Below are 16,315 nucleotides of genomic sequence, written 5' to 3'. Positions count from 1 at the left end.
ATCTAAGGCAGGTTTGATCATGGCGATCGCATCCAACGTTCCCCGGCCGGGGCTCGATCTGCAGTACCCCCTCTCGCTGGGCGTCTATGAGAACTACGACCAGGCGCAGAAGGTGGTCGACTACTTGTCCGACAACGAGTTCGAGGTCCAGAATCTGGCCATCGTCGGCACCGAACTGCGCTCCGTCGAACGCATAACCGGTCGGTTGACCCGCGGCAAGATTGCCGCGGCGAGCGCCTTCTCCGGTGCCTGGTTCGGCCTGTTCATCGGCCTGGCCTTCGCGCTGTTCGGCGGGGGCAGCGGTGCCAACGCCATCGGGTTCATCATCACCGTCGTCGTGTTCGGCGCCGTCTTCGGCGCGATCTGGAGCCAGGTCAGCTACGCCGCCGTGACTCGCAGCGGGACCCGCGACTTCTCCTCAGTGACCCAGGTCGTGGCCACGAAGTACGAGGTGCTGGTCGAGCACACGGTCGCCGAGCAGGCCCGCGCAGTGCTCAGCAAGATGTCGGGCGCGCCGGGGACGTCCTACTGAGCCGGACCGGTACGTCCTACTGAGCCGGACCGGCACTTCTCACTGCGCCGGACCAAGACCGGTCCGGCGCACGCGGCCGACCACGTCGAAGCGTAGGCCGGCGGCCACCAGCCGGTCGATGAGCGCCGAGCCCATCGCGACGGCCGGCGTCAGCTGCCCCGAGCGTTGCGGCAGGTCGTCCAGGGCCAGGCACAGCGCCGACTCCCCCAGCATCCTTGCCGTTTCGCCGTATCCCGGGTCGCCGCCGCTCACCTCGGTGACCAGCTCCACCTCCGGGGTGCGGGCGGTGAACCGGACCGTGAACCAGCCGGCCTCGCGTTGCTGCTCGGACGGACCGACGCCACTGGTGACCCGGCGCAACAGCAGGGATCGGGCCGGCGGTATCTGCGCGATCGCCATGACGCCGCCGATCGTCAGTCCACCGGCGACGATCGTGGCCAGGTGGTCGACGCCGGCATAGTGCCCGTAGCTGAAGTCAGGACCGTACTCGGTAAGGGCCTGCGCCGAGCGTGTGACGACCTGGGGATCGATGGTCGGAAGCGGCACCAGCCAGCGACCGTCCACCCGCCGAATCCGCCCGGCCCGGGCGTGCACCGATCGGCCGGCCGGGCCAGGATCACCTTCGGCACGGGTGCGGTGCTCGCGCGCCGCGGCCCGCAGCCGTGACATCGCCGTCACCGCCGAGTGGATCGTCCCCGCCGAGATCCGGCCCCCGGCGCGCACGACGCCCTCGACCGCGATCGGCACGTCCGAGGGCAACTGCAACACGGTGAACAACACGCCGAGGTCGTGGGGAATGGAATCGAAGCCGCAGCAGTGCACCAGCCGGGCGCCGCTGCGCTGAGCCTGCCGGTGGTACAGGTTGTACATCCGATCGACGAATTCCGCCTCGCCGGTGAGGTCGAGATAGTCCGTCCCCTGCCGGGCACAAGCGCCGACCAGGCCCTCGCCGTGCCGCAGGTACGGCCCGACCGTGCTGGCCAGAACCCGGGTGCAGGCGGCGAGCTCGGCGAGCGACTCGGGGTCCGAGCTGTCGGCGTAGACCAGAGGGAGCTCCGGACCGCCGTCGCCAGAGCGAGCAAGTCGATCGCGCACGTGCGCCAGCTTGTCGAGGTTGCGCCCCGCCAGCGCCCAGCGCAGGCCCACGGGGGCCTGTCCGGCGAGGTAGGCCGCGGTCAGTCCCCCGGTGAACCCACTCGCGCCGAACAGCACGAGATCGAAGGGCCGATCGGCTCGGTCGACCATGAGCGCCATCTCCTTCCGCCACGATCGCCGCTGGTTCGGTGACCGCTTCTGAGATTCATGCCCTGAGTCAGCATTCTGGCGCAGCTGCGATAGGCCTGTGGTGATGATTATTCGCCTGGTCGACGCCATCTGAGGGAGGCGCTCAAGCCTGCGCGCTTGTCAGCTCCGGTTCCAGGGCGGCGCTGCGCTGGGACCATTGAGGCCGTGCGCTGCGGCGTCTGACACGATGCCTGGCATGACCGTTCAGCAGCGTGCCCTGGTCCGCCGTCCGTCCCCGCAGCTCGCCGACGGCATCACCACACATATCGACCGCAGCCCCGTGGACGTGGATTTGGCCGTCAAACAATGGCAGAACTACGTCGGTGCGCTGTCCGACGCCGGGTGGGACATCGTCGAGGTAGCCCCGGCCGACGACTGCCCGGACGGCGTTTTCGTTGAGGACTCCGTGGTGATGTTCGGCGCCCTGGCCGTCCTGACCTCACCCGGTGCGGCTTCGCGTCGAGCCGAAATTGCCGGCACGGCTGAGGCCATCACCGGACTGGGCTACCGCTCGGTGACCATCGCCGAACCGGGAACCCTCGACGGTGGCGACGTCCTCAAGGTCGGCCGTCAGGTCTACGTCGGTCGGGGAGGGCGTACGAACGCCGAAGGGGTCCGTCAGTTCCGTGCCGCGCTCGCGCCGTTGGGAGCGCGAGTCACCGCGGTCCCGCTGACGAAGGCGCTGCATCTGAAGTCCGCCGTGACCGCACTGCCGGACGGCACGGTGATCGGGTTCTCCCCGGTCGTCGACGACCCGGGCTTCTTTCCGCTCTACCGAGCCATGCCCGAGGAGCCCGGCGCGCATGTCGTCGATCTCGGCTCGGGTCACCTCCTGATGTCGGCCGCGGCGCCGGAATCGGCCGCGCTCATCGAGGATCTCGGCTACCAACCGGTCCCGGTGGACATTTCCGAATACGAAAAGTTGGAGGGCTGCGTCACCTGCCTGTCGGTGCGGCTGCGCAGCGCGCCCTGAACCGGACGACCCTGAGCCGGACGACCCTGAGCCGGACGGCCCTGGGCCCCACGATGCCGGGCCGGACGACCCAGGGCCCGACGATGCCGTGAGCGGTACCGGTCAGGAACCGCCCGCCGTGACCACCATGTCCCGGCCACCCAACTTGGCTTCGAACAGTGCCTCGTCCGCGGCGGCCAGCAACTCCTCCAGACTGTGACCGTGCCGCCCCAGGACGGCGACTCCGATCGAGGCGCTCACCGGGAACGGCAACTGAGCCGACGACGGCGGGCGGTCCGGCGCCGCGGGCACTGCCCCGTGCACGCTCGGTCCGTGGTCGTCTCCGGCCCGCTCGGACGGGAGCCTGAGCTCTCGCAACGAGGCACGCAGCCGCTCGGCCACCTCCACCGCCGCCGCCTCGGCGGTGTCCGGGAGCAGCACGACGAACTCCTCGCCACCGAAACGCCCCAGTCGATCTGGTGCGCGCAACTGCCGGCTGAGTTGCTGGCCGACCCCGCGCAGGACCCGGTCGCCGACCAGATGACCGTGGGTGTCATTGATCCGCTTGAAGAAATCCAGGTCGAGCATCAGGACCGCCGCCGTGTCACCGGCTTGCGTCGAACGCGCCAGGGCGTTGGCGGCCTCATGTTTCCAGGCCCGCACAGCCAACAGGCCGGTCTTGGGGTCCGTCGCGGCGGCCACGTGCAGGTGCCGAGCCAGGATGCTGCGCTGCAGCAACGCCACCAGCAACAGGCTGATCGGTGACAGCCAGGCCGTGTGCAGGACGAGGAGGCCGCAGATCAGTCCGATCGCCACAGCCGAGAGCTCGTCCAGCACGGCGGCCCGGCCGGGCATCAGCCTTCGCAGCGGAGCCGGACCGGCGATCAGGAATCGTCCGACGAGCGTGAAGGCCATACTCATACCGGCCAGGGCGGCGGCCGCCAGCCCGATACCCAACTCCGAGAGAGTGCTGACCCTGAGTCCCGGCAACGAGCAGTCGCGGAGCCAGGACACCAGCAACGCGGCGGCGAATCCCGCAATGAGCATCGAGGCCCCGTTGAACACGACCCGCCGTAGCCGCGCGGTGCCGGTGCGCCGGGCGCGGACGAGCCCCGCGCCGAACAGGGCGATGATCAACACGGAAAGGGGGCCAGGCGGCAGCACCACGACCCCGGCCGAAACCCAGACCGATTCATGATTCGCCCATCCCGTACGGGCTTGGAGGAAGCCCGCCGGCTTGTCAACCCGCGCCGCGATGGCTCCGTACCCCAGGCTCAAGGCAACCAACAGGGTCAACGGCCCGGCGTAGGCAGTGCTCATCTCATACCGGACCGATCGGACGGTCAGCAGGCCCGCGATCAGGCACACAGCAAGAAAGTAGACGCAGACGTAGGCGTGCGCGTCGGCAGCTGCGCTCGGGTGAGCCGGCAGCGGCCGATGCCTGTCCGGGGGTCGTCGCCGCACCACCTCGATCCTCAACCCCGCCCGCGTCCGTCGTCCAGCCAGCTCTGTCACTGCCGATAAGACTCCGGGGACGGCTGGCTATGACGACCGGACTTGTGCCCGTTCGGTGACGCTCAGGTCTTGCCAGCGTCCGGGGCACCCTGGCGCAGAGTGCGAAGCGCCCCGGTGAAGCCGGTCACCGCAGGCCCGAGCGGCGCGAAGAAGCGCCGGTCACACGCTTCCACCTCGCGAACCGCGCGATTGGCCAGGCTCGCACCGGCGGTAGTGGCTCGCACCGCGCGGGCACGCTTGTCGTCCGGGTGTTCTGCTCGCTCGACGAGACCGCGGACCTCGAGGGCTCGCAAGACCTGCGAGGTCATCATCGGATCGGTCGCCGCATGGTCGGCCAATCGCCGCTGGCTGACCGGCCGATTCGGTGATCCGCCCGCCCTCGCCTCGAGGTAGGTCAACGACGCGAGCAGGACGAACTGGACGTGCGTGAGGTCGAAGGGCTTGAGAGCCGCGCGCTGTTCGGCCTGCCAGCGATTGGTGACCTGCCACAACAGCAGGCCGGTGCTCTGCTCGGCACTGGCATGTTCGGTGTCCAGGCCGGCCGGTCGAGGTCGTCGAGCCACCGGCGTCAGTGCCGATTCTGCTCGGGGCGCATCGGCGCGTTCGACTCCGCCGCTCGGCCCAGGGCATCGAGGTCACGCTGCAGCGAATCGCGAATCCCCTTGCCGAGTATGGCCATCCACAGCGGCCGCAGTGGGCCGGTCAGGGCGACCGACACACTGAGATCACTGCCCCCACCGGCTCGCGGCGCGATTCGGTGATCGAACGTCAACCGCGCCCCGACCAGCCGGGAGACGTCGACGAAGGCGTGCTCATCGAGTAGCTCGACGGTGAACGCCACCTTGGGTCCGCCTCTGGGTTTGAGCGTGCCGGTGGCGCCTTGGGTGAACGGCCCGTCGAGAACAACCCATTCGGTGTCGGCGTTCCATTCCGGCCAGGTGGCCATGTCGGCCCAGCGCGCGAAGAAGGCAGCGGGGGCAGCCGCAGAAGTCAGGTGGGCGGTCGCGATGGTCGTCATGTCTTTAGTATGCGCGCATACTATCTTGAACGCAAGACCCCTCCGACCTGCTCATCACCGTGCGGTGACGCGCCCTGGACGTCGTACGCTTGCCGAATGCGGATCATCCACGGCAGTGGCATGTCCACGATCATGGCCAGTCCGGCGAACTTCACCGGGCGAGTGTGGCGAACGGACTACCTGCAGCCGCCGGATCTGGACCACCTGGCCGGCTCGAAGTTCCTCTACGAACCGGGGGCCCGCTCGTTCTGGCATATGCACGAGCGCGAACAGGCGATCGTCGGCGTGTACGGCAACGGCCTTGTGTCCTGGGAGGGCTTGCAGGTACCGGCCGAGCTGCGGGCGGGTGATTGGTGGCACGTCGAGCCCGGCGTGCCCCACTGGCACGGAGCGAGCCCGACGTCGGCCTTCGCTCATCTGGCTGTCACCGCGGGCGGTCCCACGATCTGGCTGCATGAGGTGTCTGAGTCGGACTACCGCGCGAGCCCGCCGACCGGCCACGACGCGGATTCCCCTGCTTGAGGAGGGCGTTTCACCAGCGCGCGGCAGCGATATCGCTGCGTCTGCTCAGCGCTGTACCGGCAGCGAGACACCGAGTGAGTCGAGGTCGGCACACGCTTCATCGAACCGGGACGGAATCATCGCGAGCGTGCACGCGCGCTCGTACCGTGCGTCGAGCGCCTCCCACGCGGTCAGAGCCGCGAGAAAATCGGCCGGGTCACCGCTGAGTCGCGCTCGGGCTCGGGCCAGATACGCAGCGGCCCAAGGGTTTTCCCGCGCCGCAGGTTCGAGGGCCACCAGGCACGCCGACGCGTCGGGGTGGGCGACGGCCACCGCGAGTTCGGCGGTGACCGCCCACGGGTAGGCGTCGAAGTACCAGTGCCGAGCGTGCCACCAGGCGTCCTTGGCGGTGGGCAGGCCGGCGAGCAAGCTGCTCGCATCGTCGAAACGGCTGAAATGCAAGGCAAGTCTGGCCTCGACGAAGCTAGCCATGCCGCCGACCTGGAAGTGGACGTTGCGGGTCTGGGCACCGGCCAGCTCCACCCCGGCAAAGCTGCGCCACTCCGAGGCAGCGGCATCCTCGCCGCGCAGGGCACGGCAGAGCACCAGCGAGTACATGCTCGGGGCCATCCAACGCGCGGCCGGACGACCGGCGCTCTCCCACGCCTCACGAGTCCGTTCCCCGCGCATGGTCGCCTCGTCGAAACGGCCGAGCAGTACGAGCGGAACGATCGGTTTGCTCTCGACCATCTGTGGGGCGGCGGCGACGAGTTCGTCGTCGGCGAAGCGCCGCGCGGTCTCCAGCGCGAACGAGATCGCCCCGGCGCTGACGGCGTTTTCCACACTCATGTGCACGATGTCGTGGATCTCTGACCCCGCGCGCGGCTGGTGCGCCGGTAGCCGGGCCAGAAGGCTCAGTCGTCGCGCGCCGAGTTCGTGTGTCTTGGCGAAATGTCCGCCCATCACCTGGGCGGCGCCGAGCGCGTCGAGGGCGGCGCTGATGAGCAGCGCGTCACCGGCTCGTTCGGCCGCGTCGAAGGCCGCCTGGAACGTCACTACGTCCGGGACCTCGACCAGCCTCGTCTCGGTCCAGGCGTCGGCGGCCATCAGCTGGGCCTCGGCAACCGGGTCGTCCGGCGGCGCGACATCGTGGGCGAGCCGCAGCATGCGCTGCAGTTCCGTCAACTCGATGTCGCGCTCGAAGATCGCCGGAAACCGCGTGGCGACCGAGACCGCCTCGGCGAGCACCGCGGCCTGGGTGCCGTGGTCCCCGGCCGCGGCGGCTCGTTGCGCAGCGGCGACGGCGTACTCGTAACGCAGCTGTCCCTTGCTCTCGACCTGAGCGACCCCGGCCGCGGACCAGAGGTCCTGGACGGCCTGGGCCTCATCGGTCGCCAGCTCGGCGGCCCGGAGGTAGTGCGTGCGCGCCTCCACCAGGAAGCGGCGTGCGAACGTGAGGTGCCCCAAGCAACGGGCGACGGCCGCCGCGAGTTCTCCGTCGGCCAGGGCGAGCGCTGCGCGCAGATCACCCGAGACGGCGTCGAAATCGGCCTGCCACGCCTGGCCGCGCACCAACCGACTCTCGATCTCGGCGCTGACGTCCTTGGCCCAGCGAACGTAGCGGTCGGTCACCTGATCCCGTTCGCCGGCATCGCCCAGCTTGTCCCAGGCGTAGGCGCGCACGGTCTCCAGCAGCGACCACCGCTCGCTGCCCTGGCGATGCACCAGCAGACTCTTGTCCGACAGGCGGCCGACGAGATCGACGACGACCGCCGGAGGCAGGGCCGTTACCGCGGCGGCGGCTTCTAGGTCGAACGGACCGGCGAAGCGACCCAAGCGTCTGAGTGCGGCTTGCTCCTCGCCGTCGAGCAGTTCGTGACTCCAGTCGAGTACCGCCCGCAGGGATCGGTGTCGTTCGTCGCCGCTCTGGCCGCCGCTGAGCAACCGCAACCGATCGGTGAGCCCGGCGCGCAAGCCGGCGATCCCGAGGGTCGCGCTGCGGGCCGTGGCGAGCTCGATGGCCAGCGGCATGCCATCGAGCTGGGCGCAGAGTTCGCCGACCGCGGCCGGGTCGGCGTCGAACTGCGCATCGAGCATCCGAGCTCGGTCGAAGAAGAGGGTCACGGCCTCGGAGTCGGCCGCCCCGCCGGTTGAGCGTGCGACCAGCGACAGACCCGACAGCGGCACTACCCGCTCACCCGGCACGCCGATCCGGGCCCGGCTCGTGGTGAGAACCCGCAGATCGGTGGCCTGTCCGAGCAGGGCGGTGAGGAATTCGGCCGTGTCGTCCACAAGATGCTCGCAGTTGTCCAGGACCAGCAAGGCCCGGCCAGGCCGCAACCGGGCCAGGATCGCATCGCGCAGCGCCTGTCCGGGCCGTTCCCTCACGTCGAGCGCGGAGGCCACCGTCTGCACGAAGAATCCCGGCCGACTACTGACCAGCTCGACGAACGTGGCCCCCAACGGCAGGCGCGAGGCCAGCGTCCGTGCCACCTCGCCGGCCAGCCGCGTCTTGCCGACCCCGCCCGGGCCGAGCAGGGTCACGACCCGCGAGGTGTCCAGTGCCTGGATCAGCTCCTTCTGCTCGCGCTCACGGCCGATGAACGGCGTCCAGGTGGCGGGGACGCCCCGAGACCCCGCCGTCGAACTCGGCGGGTCGACCGAGGCCAGGCTCGGTGCCAACTCCGCGAGCTCGCGACGATCGGCCGCGCCGAGTTTGCGCAGCAGAGACGACACATGCGTCTCGACGGTGCGCACGGACAGATGCAGAAGCGAGGCGATCTGGGCGTTCGACAAGTGCTGGCCGAGGGCGGACAAGACCTCGGCCTCGCGCTCGGACACCCTCAGCGCACTGTGCGTCACCCGCTCATCTTGCCGCTTCAGCCCGGCGATGGCTGCTCTGCGGGCAGAAGTCGGTGGTGACTGCGTGGTGGACCGGTGGTCGGCACGGATGGCAGCGGCCACGGCGGCGGCGAGCCTGTGAGGACAGCGACAACCAGCAAAGGAGACACCGATGTTCACCACCCTCATGCACAGCGAACTGGCCGCCGCACGCCAGCGCGATCTGCTCGACGCGGCCCGGCAACAGCACCTGGCCACCGAGGCGCGCCGGGCGCAGCGCAGTCGGCGGGTCGCCGGCGCCGGCCGTCGCGTCATCCGCACCGCCGTGCGGTCGGTGATCCAACCCGCCCGAGCCTGAAGGACAGCGACATGACCACGACAACCGAGCAGCTCGACGAAGCTGCCGTGGGCGATTTCGTCCAGAGATTCATCACCGACCTGGCGGCAGCACACCACGCCGTGACCGTGGCGATCGGGGACCGGCTCGGGCTGTATCGCGCGATCGCCCAGGCCGGTCCGGCCTCCGAGCGCGAGATCGCCGCCGAGGCCGGATGCGATGAGCGCTACACACGCGAATGGCTCAACGCCCAGGCGGCTTCGGGGTACTGCGAATACGACCCGGCAACGGGCCGGTACAGCCTCAGTGCCGCGCAGCGCGCTTGCCTGGCCGACGAGAGCTCGCCGACGTTCCTCGCCGCGGGCATGCTCCTGGCCGGAGCCCTGTTCAAGGACGAAGAACGCCTGGCGGAAACGATCCGTAGCGGTGCCGGGTTCGGGTGGGGGGAGCACCATCACGACCTCTATGCCGGGGTCGAGCGATTCTTCCGTCCGGGCTACGCCGCGAACCTCGTGACGAGCTGGATCCCTGCGCTGGACGGCGTACAGGCGAAGCTGACCGAGGGCGCGGTCGTAGCCGACGTCGGCTGTGGCTTCGGAGCATCGACCATCCTGCTCGCCCAGGCCTTCCCCAACGCCACGATCGTGGGCTTCGACAATCACGAGCCTTCGATCGAGGCGGCCTGTGCCGCGGCTGAGCACGCCGGCGTGAGTGATCGCGTGCGTTTCGAGGTGGCCTCGGCGCAGGATTATCCAGGCGATGGATATGACCTGGTCTGCATCTTCGACGCGTTGCACGACATGGGCGATCCGGTCGGCGCCGCACGCCACATCCGGTCCACCCTCGCCGACGACGGCACCTGGCTGCTGGTCGAACCGATGGCCGGCGACTCGGTCGCTGCGAACCTGCACCCGATGGGTCGGTTGTTCTACTCCGCCTCGACCCTGGTGTGCACGCCGTCGGCCCGATCACAGTCCGGAGGGTGGGCGCTCGGAGCCCAGGCGACCGACGAGCAACTGCGATCCATCGCCGAGCAGGGCGGATTCACGCGGTTCCGCCGGGCCGTCGAGACGCCGGTGAATCGGGTCATCGAGGTTCGTCCCTGAGCCGGCGAGGGCTGATCGCACCGCATTGCCGTTCCTGCCGTGCCGGGAACACACTGCACGCATGAGCCAACCAGTGCCTGACCCAGGGCCTGACCCAGGGCCGGACCCAGAGCCGGACCCAGAGCCGGACCCAGGGCCGCACCCAGATCCGGACCCAGGGCCGGACCCAGAGCCGGAATACGCCTTCTCGCATTCGGCGGCCGACGAGGCCCGGCGCCTCGAGCTGTTCCAAGCGCGACTGGATCCGTTGACGATCAGGCGCATCGAACGGCTCCAGTTGAGCCGCGGTGCCCGATGTCTGGAGATCGGCGCCGGCCGCGGGTCGATCGCGCTCTGGCTGTGCGGCCTGGTCGGCCCCGAAGGCGAGGTCACTGCGACGGACATCCAGCCGGAATTCCTCACCAGACTCTCGGCTGCGAATCTCACCGTCCGCCAACACGACGTGCGGGTCGATCCGATGCCGGCGGGATCGTTCGACTTCATTCATCTGCGAGCGGTCCTGATGCACCTGGAGCACCGGATGAAGATCCTGCGTCGAGTCGTGTCCTGGCTCGCTCCCGGTGGCTGGCTGCTGGTCGAGGAGCCGGATTTCGGCATGTGGCAGGCCGACTATGACCCGGTCTGGGCGGGACATCCCCGTGCCTGGCACGAGGCCTTCCCGCACGGCTCGCTCTCGCAGGGCCGCGCGCTGCTGCGGCAGATCCACAATCTGGAACTCGCGGAGGTCGGCGCCGACGCTGAACTCGATGTCGTGACGCCGGGTTCAGCGCTGGCCGAGTTCTACCGGCTGAGCATGTCCGCCCTGGCCGCCCCGTCCGTCGCCACCGGCGTCCTCACCCGCGAGGAAGCGGCCGCGCTCACGGCCCGACCGACCGACCGAGACTTCCTCGGCTGCGGCTTCGCCTACTTCGGAGCCTGGGGGCGGCGCCGGTTCATCGCGGATCACGCCACATCTCGATCCGCTGATGATCCGGCGTGAACCCGTGTTTGACCCCCCACAGGACGGCCTGCGTTCGGCTGGAAACGTCGATCTTGCGGTAGATGACGCGGATGTAGGACTTGATGGTGTTCGGGCTCAGGTAGGTCAGGTTGGCGACCTCGGCGTTGCTCTTGCCCTGGGTGATCAGCGCCAGGATCTCGGCCTCACGGTCGGTCAGTCCTTCCCGGCGGCCGGGCCAGTCCAGGCCGGGCGCGCTACGCGGCCGACCTGGCGGATCGCTGATGACGGTCTCCCCCGCGTGCACCGCCTCGAGGGCCGCCACGAGGTCGCGAGCGGTCATGGTCTTGGAGAGGTAACCGTGCGCTCCCTGACGACGGGCCGAGGCGATGAGATCCGGGTGGAAGTTCCAGGTGTAGACGACCACGCGATGCGCGTGCGGGTTCTTAACGAGAACCGCGATCTCGTCGTGATCGGATTCCGGCTGCGCGAAGGAGTCGTACAAGACGATGTCCACCGTGTCGGCCACGGGTTCGTTGGTGTCCAACTCGACTATCGCGACGCGGTCGCGGTAGCGCTCGAACATGTGCGCGACGCCCAGCAGCACGACGTCGTAATCGTCCACCAGCGCGACAGTGATCGGTCGCGCTGCTGGGCGGGTCATGGTGTGGACGATAACCCTCCTTAGGGGTGTAGCGCACCTGCCTTAGGGGTGGTTTTCTGGAGGTTGTCGATGCGCCGGATCCTCCGGCGGCATCGCTACATCTGGAGGTGCACGTCATGATCGTGCTCGGTTTGATCCTGCTCATCATCGGCTTCGTCGCCAAGATCGCGATCCTGTGGACGATCGGGATCATCGTCCTGGTCGTCGGCCTGATCCTGCTCGCGCTCGGCATGGCCGGACGCGAGATCGGCGGCCGCCGGCACTGGTTCTGAGCCGACCGGAACGGTAGTCGTGCGCGCCCCGGACACGAGCTGGGGCGCGCATGGACGACCTGACCCACGGCATAGGTCTGATTCACATACTCCGAGCGGTATATCTCTGCGGTCCCGATCCAGTCCCACCAACGAGCAGGAGCCATCCTTGTCCATCGCGAAATCGCTCTGGGCCAGCGTCCAGGGCGACCCGGTTTTCATGCGTCGCGTCAACGGATGGCTGACCGTCTTCTGGGTCGCCATGATTCCGGTCTCGATGATGATGGGGTGGCTCAACAGCGTCGTCTACGTCTCGGCGCTGTCGCTCTGGGCGCTGGTGTCCGGCCACTGGTCGGCATGGCAGGCGGCGCGGGTCGAGGTCAACCAGGAGCGGGCTGCAGCTCAGCTCGCGAAAGAGGATCCGGCCGGCGATATCGTCGACGCCCTCGTGGAGCGCACCGACATCCAGCCTGCCTAGCCTGCTGCAGCCGGCGGCAGCCGGCGGCAGTCGGCAGTATCCGGCGGCGCGGGCTGCGGATGTATGCCGCGATGAGCCCGTCTCGTCAGCGATCCTGGCTGAGCGCCTGCGCGGCCTGAGTCTTTTCCCGGCTCAACTTCGTTGTGTCCCGCGGAACGGCGAAACCATCCGAGTCGGGGGCGGCTCGACCGTCCTGAATGGCGCGGGCATGTTGCAGTTCGGCGTTGAACTCTGCTCCGAGCAGGATTGCCATGTTGGTCAGCCACATCCATACGAGGAAGATGATCACGCCGGCCAGCGTCCCGTAGGTCTTGTTGTAGGAACCGAAGTTGGCCACGTACACGGCGAAGCCCGCCGAGGCGACCAACCAGATGACGACGGCCAGCACGCCACCGGGACTGATCCACTGCACGCCCGGCTGGCGCGCGTTCGGGGCGGCGTAGTACAGGATCGCCAGCATCAGGCTGACGATGATGAACAGCACCGGCCACTTGGCGATGTTCCAGACCATCAGGGCGCCGCTGCCCAACCCCAGCGCGTGGCCGACACGGTCGGCCAGTGGTCCGCTGAAGATCACGATCGCGGCCGCGAGGACGCCGAGCACGAGCATGGCGAGGGTTATCAGCATCCGCAGCGGGATCGTCTTCCACACCGGTCGCCCCTCACCCACCTCGTAGATCGCGTTCGAGGCACGCATGAAGGCCGCGACATAGCTGGATGCCGACCACCACGCCACGACCAGACCGAGGACGGCGGCCAACCCCGCTCCCTGACGATGCTGAACGCTGTCCAGGATCTGCTGCAACGTCGAGTGAATGCCGCCCGGAGTCAGGGCATTGATGTTGTCCCGCAGCTTCTGCACCGCGGAGGAGCCGAGAAATCCCACGATCGACACCAGCAGCAACATCGCCGGCGCGAGGGTGAGAACACTGCGGTAGGTCAGCGCTGCAGCCCAGTCGGACAGGTTGTCGTTCTTGAATTCGGTGACGGAGCGCTTGAGCACTCCGCGCCACGAGGACGAGGTGAGGCCGGTCGGCTCCTCGGGAGCTGAGCCGGAAGCGGAGGAAGAAGAGTGCCCTGCCATCGAAGGACCTAACGTCGTGGCCTTGGCTCTTGCGCTGAGCCTCGAGTCGAGGTTACCGCGAGTACCGGTCGAGCCAGGGACTTACCGGAGTTGGCGGCTTGCCGTCGTGCTCGTGGAACAATCGGGCCGTGTACCGGAGAGACTGGCTCGAAGGCTGGAACCCTCGCTACGCGCGTCTCCTGGCGGAGACCGAGACGCCAGACACCCGCGCCGCGCTCGTCGACACCAATGGTGACGGCCGTGAACTGTGGTTCTCCATCGAGGTGCGCGGCCCGTCGGGCGAGTGGGTGATGGCCTTGGACTGGGACGACGTCGGAGCTCACCAGCCAACCGGACAACTTCTCGATTCGGATGTCGTCTTCGGCTGGGGGACGACCGGGGACGTCGGCGAATTCAGAACGATCGATCACGACGGACTCCCGTTCCCGGTTCGGGTCGGACCTCACGGCTGGTGGATCCTCGCCGCGAAAATCCCCCAAGGGTGAGGGGTAATTCCGAGCGCATCCCCGTTCGCGCCGTAGCGAACGGCGTCGGCGAGGAGGTCGGGCATGGCGGTTCACATCGGTACCTCCGGGTGGAGCTATCCGCACTGGGAGCACGTGCTGTACCCGCCCGGCACGGCGTCGGCGGATCGGCTCGGGGTCTACACAGCGCGATTCGCGACCGCCGAGCTGAACGCGAGTTTCTACCGGTGGCCCAAGGCGACGACGTTCGTCGGGTGGCGACGCCGGCTTCCTGATGGTTTCCAGTTGTCGGTCAAGGCCTCCCGCGGCCTCACGCATGCCAAGCGGCTGTACGCACCGGAGTTGTGGGTGGAGCGGATCGCCTCCAGCTGGCACGAGCTCGGCCCGCGGCGCGGTGTCGTCCTCGTTCAGTTGGCCCCGACCCACGTGCGAGACGACGCCCGGCTTGAATTCTTCCTGTCCCGCGTGCCGGACTGGATGCGCGTGGCGATCGAGTTCCGGCACGTGAGCTGGCAGGACGAGGCGGTCTACCGGATGCTTGAAGGCCACGGTGTCGCCTACTGCGTGATGAGCGGTGCCAACCTGCCGTGTGTCTTGATCGCGACCGCGCCGTTCGTGTACGTCCGACTGCACGGGCCCGACACCGGATACCTCTACGCGGGCTCGTATTCCGACGATGATCTGCGTTGGTGGGCCGGGCGAATCCTCGAGTGGGACGCGCAGGGCCGTGATGTCTACGCGTACTTCAACAACGACGGCGACGGCAACGCCGTCCGTAACGCCGAGACCCTCCGTCGGCTCGCTGCGCGCTGACGTGTACTGACGGCGCTCGCTGGCAGCGCCGGCTGACGGCGCCGGCTGACCGGCCTGCTGATGGCGCATGGCGTCTGGCCGGTCCCGAGACGCGTACGGTTGGCCGATGGTGTTCATTGGAGGCTGGCGTTCGCGTCGACGTCGTTACGGTTCCTACGGTGGATACGGTCAGCCCGGCGGCTACCGCCGCGGCGGAGGCGGCTGCGGGCGCGACCTGTGCCTTCTCGAGAGCGGATGTTGCCTGGCCGAGGCATTCGGCTGCGGCCCGCAACTGGCGCTGGTCAGTCCCTCGCTGATTCGACGATCGTTGCGGGATTCCAGGCGCGTTCCCGGCCGACGGCTCGTCAACAGTGGGCTCCTGGTCTTCGCCCTCAATGCCATCGAGCTCTACCAGGCCGAGATCAGCCCACGACGGAAGGCCTGCTGCCGCTACACGCCTACCTGCTCGCACTACGCGGCCGAGGCTCTGGAGACCCATGGCCTCTGGCGTGGCACGTGGCTCGCCGCCCGCCGGTTGCTGCGCTGCCGGCCCGGAACGCCGGGCGGCTCGGACCCGGTGCCGCCAGCGGCCGGCTGAGCTCGCCACGCGCGGTGTGATTCGGTCGCGATGCGTGTGGCCGGCACCGCCCGAAGGTGCCGACTGCAGGGCTGTGTCTCGACGCTGATCGTGGCTAGGCTGATGCCGACACGGGAGGCGAAGTGGTCGACCGGGACCGCGCGAGAAGTGACACGGTGCTGGTGTCGACACGCGTCCTGGCCGCGGCCATCGTCCCGTTCCTGGTCCTGGCGTTCGCCGTACTCGTGCCCTGGCCGACCGATACGAGACGCCTGTTCGCCTGGGAGATCAAGCCGACGATGTCGGCCATGGTGCTCGGGTCGGTCTATCTCGGCGGGGCGTACTTCTTCGTGCGGGTCGTCTTCGCTTCTCGGTGGCACACCGTTGCCGGTGGTTTCGTACCCGTCGGAACCTTCGCGAGCTTGATGGGCGTGACGACGATTCTGCACTGGCACCGATTCCTGCATCAGAACGTTGCGTTCTGGCTGTGGGTGGCCCTCTACTTCACGGCACCCGTGCTGGTGTTCGCGACGTTCGTGCGCAATCAACGTGAATACGACGATCGGGGTGACTCCGCCGGCCGGATCGGCCCGGCGGCCGCCGCAGCCCTCACGTTGGGCGGTGCCGCGTCAACCGTGATGTGCGGCTTTCTGTACGTGTTTCCGGCGCGCGGGGCGGCGATCTGGCCCTGGCACCTGACTCCGCTGACCGCGCGCATGCTCGGCGCGATCTTCGCCCTCGGCGTGGCCGGGCTCGGGGCGTGGTGGGAGCGGCGATGGAGCGCGATCCGCATTCTCATTCAGGTTGCGGGTTTCATGCTGGTGTTGATCCTGGTTGCCGGGGTACGCGCACACGCGGAATTCGACACCTCGAAAGTGCTGACGTGGCTGCTCCTGGTGGGCTTCCTGCTCACGACGGCGGCATTGGCCGGGCTGTACGTGCGCATGCAGTCCCACCCAGCACGACGGGAGAGCTGATCGGC

19 protein-coding genes are annotated in these 16,315 nt (G+C 68.5%); 12 read left to right on the top strand and 7 right to left on the bottom strand.

Features of this window, described 5'->3' with window-relative positions:
* Positions 1-19 precede the first annotated feature (19 nt).
* Positions 20-532 carry a YflT domain-containing protein gene (locus tag M6D93_RS04805; protein WP_249773224.1) on the top strand — a complete coding sequence of 171 codons (513 nt, stop codon included), beginning with the start codon at positions 20-22 and terminating at the stop codon, positions 530-532.
* A 39-nt stretch (positions 533-571) separates the two neighbouring features.
* On the opposite strand, the gene M6D93_RS04800 is transcribed toward M6D93_RS04805, so the two are convergent.
* A complete protein-coding gene (locus tag M6D93_RS04800; RefSeq protein ID WP_249773223.1) occupies positions 572-1,777 on the bottom strand; it encodes a saccharopine dehydrogenase family protein in 1,206 nt (401 codons plus the stop codon).
* Between the two features lie 235 nt (positions 1,778-2,012).
* On the opposite strand from M6D93_RS04800, the gene ddaH reads away from it, so the two are divergent.
* Positions 2,013-2,789, top strand: a complete 777-nt coding sequence (ddaH, locus tag M6D93_RS04795; RefSeq protein ID WP_249773222.1) for a dimethylargininase — start codon at positions 2,013-2,015, stop codon at positions 2,787-2,789.
* 102 nt (positions 2,790-2,891) lie between these two features.
* Here ddaH and M6D93_RS04790 read toward each other — a convergent pair whose 3' ends face one another.
* The 3 genes from M6D93_RS04790 to M6D93_RS04780 form a co-directional block, all read right to left on the bottom strand.
* Positions 2,892-4,232, bottom strand: coding sequence for a GGDEF domain-containing protein (locus M6D93_RS04790; RefSeq protein WP_249773221.1), 1,341 nt, complete (start codon positions 4,230-4,232; stop codon positions 2,892-2,894).
* Between the two features lie 113 nt (positions 4,233-4,345).
* Positions 4,346-4,846 carry a MarR family winged helix-turn-helix transcriptional regulator gene (locus M6D93_RS04785; RefSeq protein ID WP_249773220.1) on the bottom strand — a complete coding sequence of 167 codons (501 nt, stop codon included), beginning with the start codon at positions 4,844-4,846 and terminating at the stop codon, positions 4,346-4,348.
* Between the two features lie 5 nt (positions 4,847-4,851).
* Positions 4,852-5,301 (bottom strand): SRPBCC family protein, encoded by a 450-nt coding sequence (locus M6D93_RS04780; protein ID WP_249773219.1) that lies wholly within the window; start codon positions 5,299-5,301, stop codon positions 4,852-4,854.
* Positions 5,302-5,397: 96 nt separating this feature from the next.
* Here M6D93_RS04780 and M6D93_RS04775 point away from each other — a divergent pair, with 96 nt between their 5' ends.
* A complete protein-coding gene (locus M6D93_RS04775; RefSeq protein WP_249773218.1) occupies positions 5,398-5,823 on the top strand; it encodes a cupin domain-containing protein in 426 nt (141 codons plus the stop codon).
* A 45-nt stretch (positions 5,824-5,868) separates the two neighbouring features.
* On the opposite strand, the gene M6D93_RS04770 is transcribed toward M6D93_RS04775, so the two are convergent.
* Positions 5,869-8,664, bottom strand: a complete 2,796-nt coding sequence (locus M6D93_RS04770) for an ATP-binding protein (RefSeq protein ID WP_249773217.1) — start codon at positions 8,662-8,664, stop codon at positions 5,869-5,871.
* 151 nt (positions 8,665-8,815) lie between these two features.
* Between M6D93_RS04770 and M6D93_RS04765 the strand changes: the two genes are divergently transcribed.
* The 3 genes from M6D93_RS04765 (at position 8,816) to M6D93_RS04755 (ending at position 11,065) form a co-directional block, all read left to right on the top strand.
* On the top strand, positions 8,816-9,001 hold the full coding sequence (locus tag M6D93_RS04765; protein ID WP_249773216.1) for a hypothetical protein: 186 nt from the start codon (positions 8,816-8,818) through the stop codon (positions 8,999-9,001).
* 11 nt (positions 9,002-9,012) lie between these two features.
* Complete coding sequence (locus M6D93_RS04760) at positions 9,013-10,086, top strand: class I SAM-dependent methyltransferase (protein WP_249773215.1); 1,074 nt, start codon at positions 9,013-9,015, stop codon at positions 10,084-10,086.
* Positions 10,087-10,147: 61 nt separating this feature from the next.
* Entirely contained in the window at positions 10,148-11,065 is a 918-nt protein-coding gene (locus M6D93_RS04755; RefSeq protein WP_249773214.1) for a class I SAM-dependent methyltransferase, read from the top strand.
* Here M6D93_RS04755 and M6D93_RS04750 read toward each other — a convergent pair.
* Positions 11,019-11,687, bottom strand: coding sequence for a response regulator transcription factor (locus M6D93_RS04750; RefSeq protein WP_249773213.1), 669 nt, complete (start codon positions 11,685-11,687; stop codon positions 11,019-11,021). The genes M6D93_RS04755 and M6D93_RS04750 overlap by 47 nt on opposite strands.
* 116 nt (positions 11,688-11,803) lie before the next feature.
* Between M6D93_RS04750 and M6D93_RS04745 the strand changes: the two genes are divergently transcribed.
* Both M6D93_RS04745 and M6D93_RS04740 read left to right on the top strand, forming a co-directional pair.
* Entirely contained in the window at positions 11,804-11,959 is a 156-nt protein-coding gene (locus tag M6D93_RS04745; RefSeq protein WP_249773212.1) for a DUF6131 family protein, read from the top strand.
* A gap of 148 nt (positions 11,960-12,107) precedes the next feature.
* Positions 12,108-12,416 carry a hypothetical protein gene (locus tag M6D93_RS04740; RefSeq protein ID WP_249773211.1) on the top strand — a complete coding sequence of 103 codons (309 nt, stop codon included), beginning with the start codon at positions 12,108-12,110 and terminating at the stop codon, positions 12,414-12,416.
* 85 nt (positions 12,417-12,501) lie between these two features.
* Here M6D93_RS04740 and M6D93_RS04735 read toward each other — a convergent pair whose 3' ends face one another.
* Complete coding sequence (locus tag M6D93_RS04735; protein WP_249773210.1) at positions 12,502-13,500, bottom strand: YihY/virulence factor BrkB family protein; 999 nt, start codon at positions 13,498-13,500, stop codon at positions 12,502-12,504.
* A 128-nt stretch (positions 13,501-13,628) separates the two neighbouring features.
* On the opposite strand from M6D93_RS04735, the gene M6D93_RS04730 reads away from it, so the two are divergent.
* The 4 genes from M6D93_RS04730 (at position 13,629) to M6D93_RS04715 (ending at position 16,310) form a co-directional block, all read left to right on the top strand.
* Positions 13,629-13,985: a hypothetical protein gene (locus M6D93_RS04730; RefSeq protein ID WP_249773209.1), complete on the top strand. Its 357-nt coding sequence runs from the start codon at positions 13,629-13,631 to the stop codon at positions 13,983-13,985.
* Between the two features lie 63 nt (positions 13,986-14,048).
* The gene (locus M6D93_RS04725; protein WP_249773208.1) at positions 14,049-14,777 is read left to right on the top strand and encodes a DUF72 domain-containing protein; all 729 of its coding nucleotides are present in this window, start codon (positions 14,049-14,051) and stop codon (positions 14,775-14,777) included.
* Positions 14,778-15,156: 379 nt separating this feature from the next.
* Positions 15,157-15,354 (top strand): membrane protein insertion efficiency factor YidD, encoded by a 198-nt coding sequence (gene yidD, locus M6D93_RS19505; protein WP_347343540.1) that lies wholly within the window; start codon positions 15,157-15,159, stop codon positions 15,352-15,354.
* Between the two features lie 155 nt (positions 15,355-15,509).
* Positions 15,510-16,310, top strand: a complete 801-nt coding sequence (locus M6D93_RS04715) for a hypothetical protein (protein ID WP_249773206.1) — start codon at positions 15,510-15,512, stop codon at positions 16,308-16,310.
* Positions 16,311-16,315: the final 5 nt, after the last annotated feature.

The sequence above is a fragment of the Jatrophihabitans telluris genome, assembly GCF_023516435.1.
GTDB lineage: Bacteria > Actinomycetota > Actinomycetes > Mycobacteriales > Jatrophihabitantaceae > Jatrophihabitans_A > Jatrophihabitans_A telluris.
Note: the sequence above shows the minus strand (reverse complement) of the source record. Positions and strands in the feature narration are given on the sequence as shown.

Coding starts and splice junctions, on each gene's coding strand:
- M6D93_RS04805 (WP_249773224.1), top strand. CDS start 20: ATGGCGATCGCATCCAACGTTCCCCGGCCGGGGCTCGATCTGCAGTAC.
- M6D93_RS04800 (WP_249773223.1), bottom strand. CDS start 1,777: ATGGTCGACCGAGCCGATCGGCCCTTCGATCTCGTGCTGTTCGGCGCG.
- ddaH (WP_249773222.1), top strand. CDS start 2,013: ATGACCGTTCAGCAGCGTGCCCTGGTCCGCCGTCCGTCCCCGCAGCTC.
- M6D93_RS04780 (WP_249773219.1), bottom strand. CDS start 5,301: ATGACGACCATCGCGACCGCCCACCTGACTTCTGCGGCTGCCCCCGCT.
- M6D93_RS04775 (WP_249773218.1), top strand. CDS start 5,398: ATGCGGATCATCCACGGCAGTGGCATGTCCACGATCATGGCCAGTCCG.
- M6D93_RS04765 (WP_249773216.1), top strand. CDS start 8,816: ATGTTCACCACCCTCATGCACAGCGAACTGGCCGCCGCACGCCAGCGC.
- M6D93_RS04760 (WP_249773215.1), top strand. CDS start 9,013: ATGACCACGACAACCGAGCAGCTCGACGAAGCTGCCGTGGGCGATTTC.
- M6D93_RS04755 (WP_249773214.1), top strand. CDS start 10,148: ATGAGCCAACCAGTGCCTGACCCAGGGCCTGACCCAGGGCCGGACCCA.
- M6D93_RS04750 (WP_249773213.1), bottom strand. CDS start 11,687: ATGACCCGCCCAGCAGCGCGACCGATCACTGTCGCGCTGGTGGACGAT.
- M6D93_RS04745 (WP_249773212.1), top strand. CDS start 11,804: ATGATCGTGCTCGGTTTGATCCTGCTCATCATCGGCTTCGTCGCCAAG.
- M6D93_RS04735 (WP_249773210.1), bottom strand. CDS start 13,500: ATGGCAGGGCACTCTTCTTCCTCCGCTTCCGGCTCAGCTCCCGAGGAG.
- M6D93_RS04725 (WP_249773208.1), top strand. CDS start 14,049: ATGGCGGTTCACATCGGTACCTCCGGGTGGAGCTATCCGCACTGGGAG.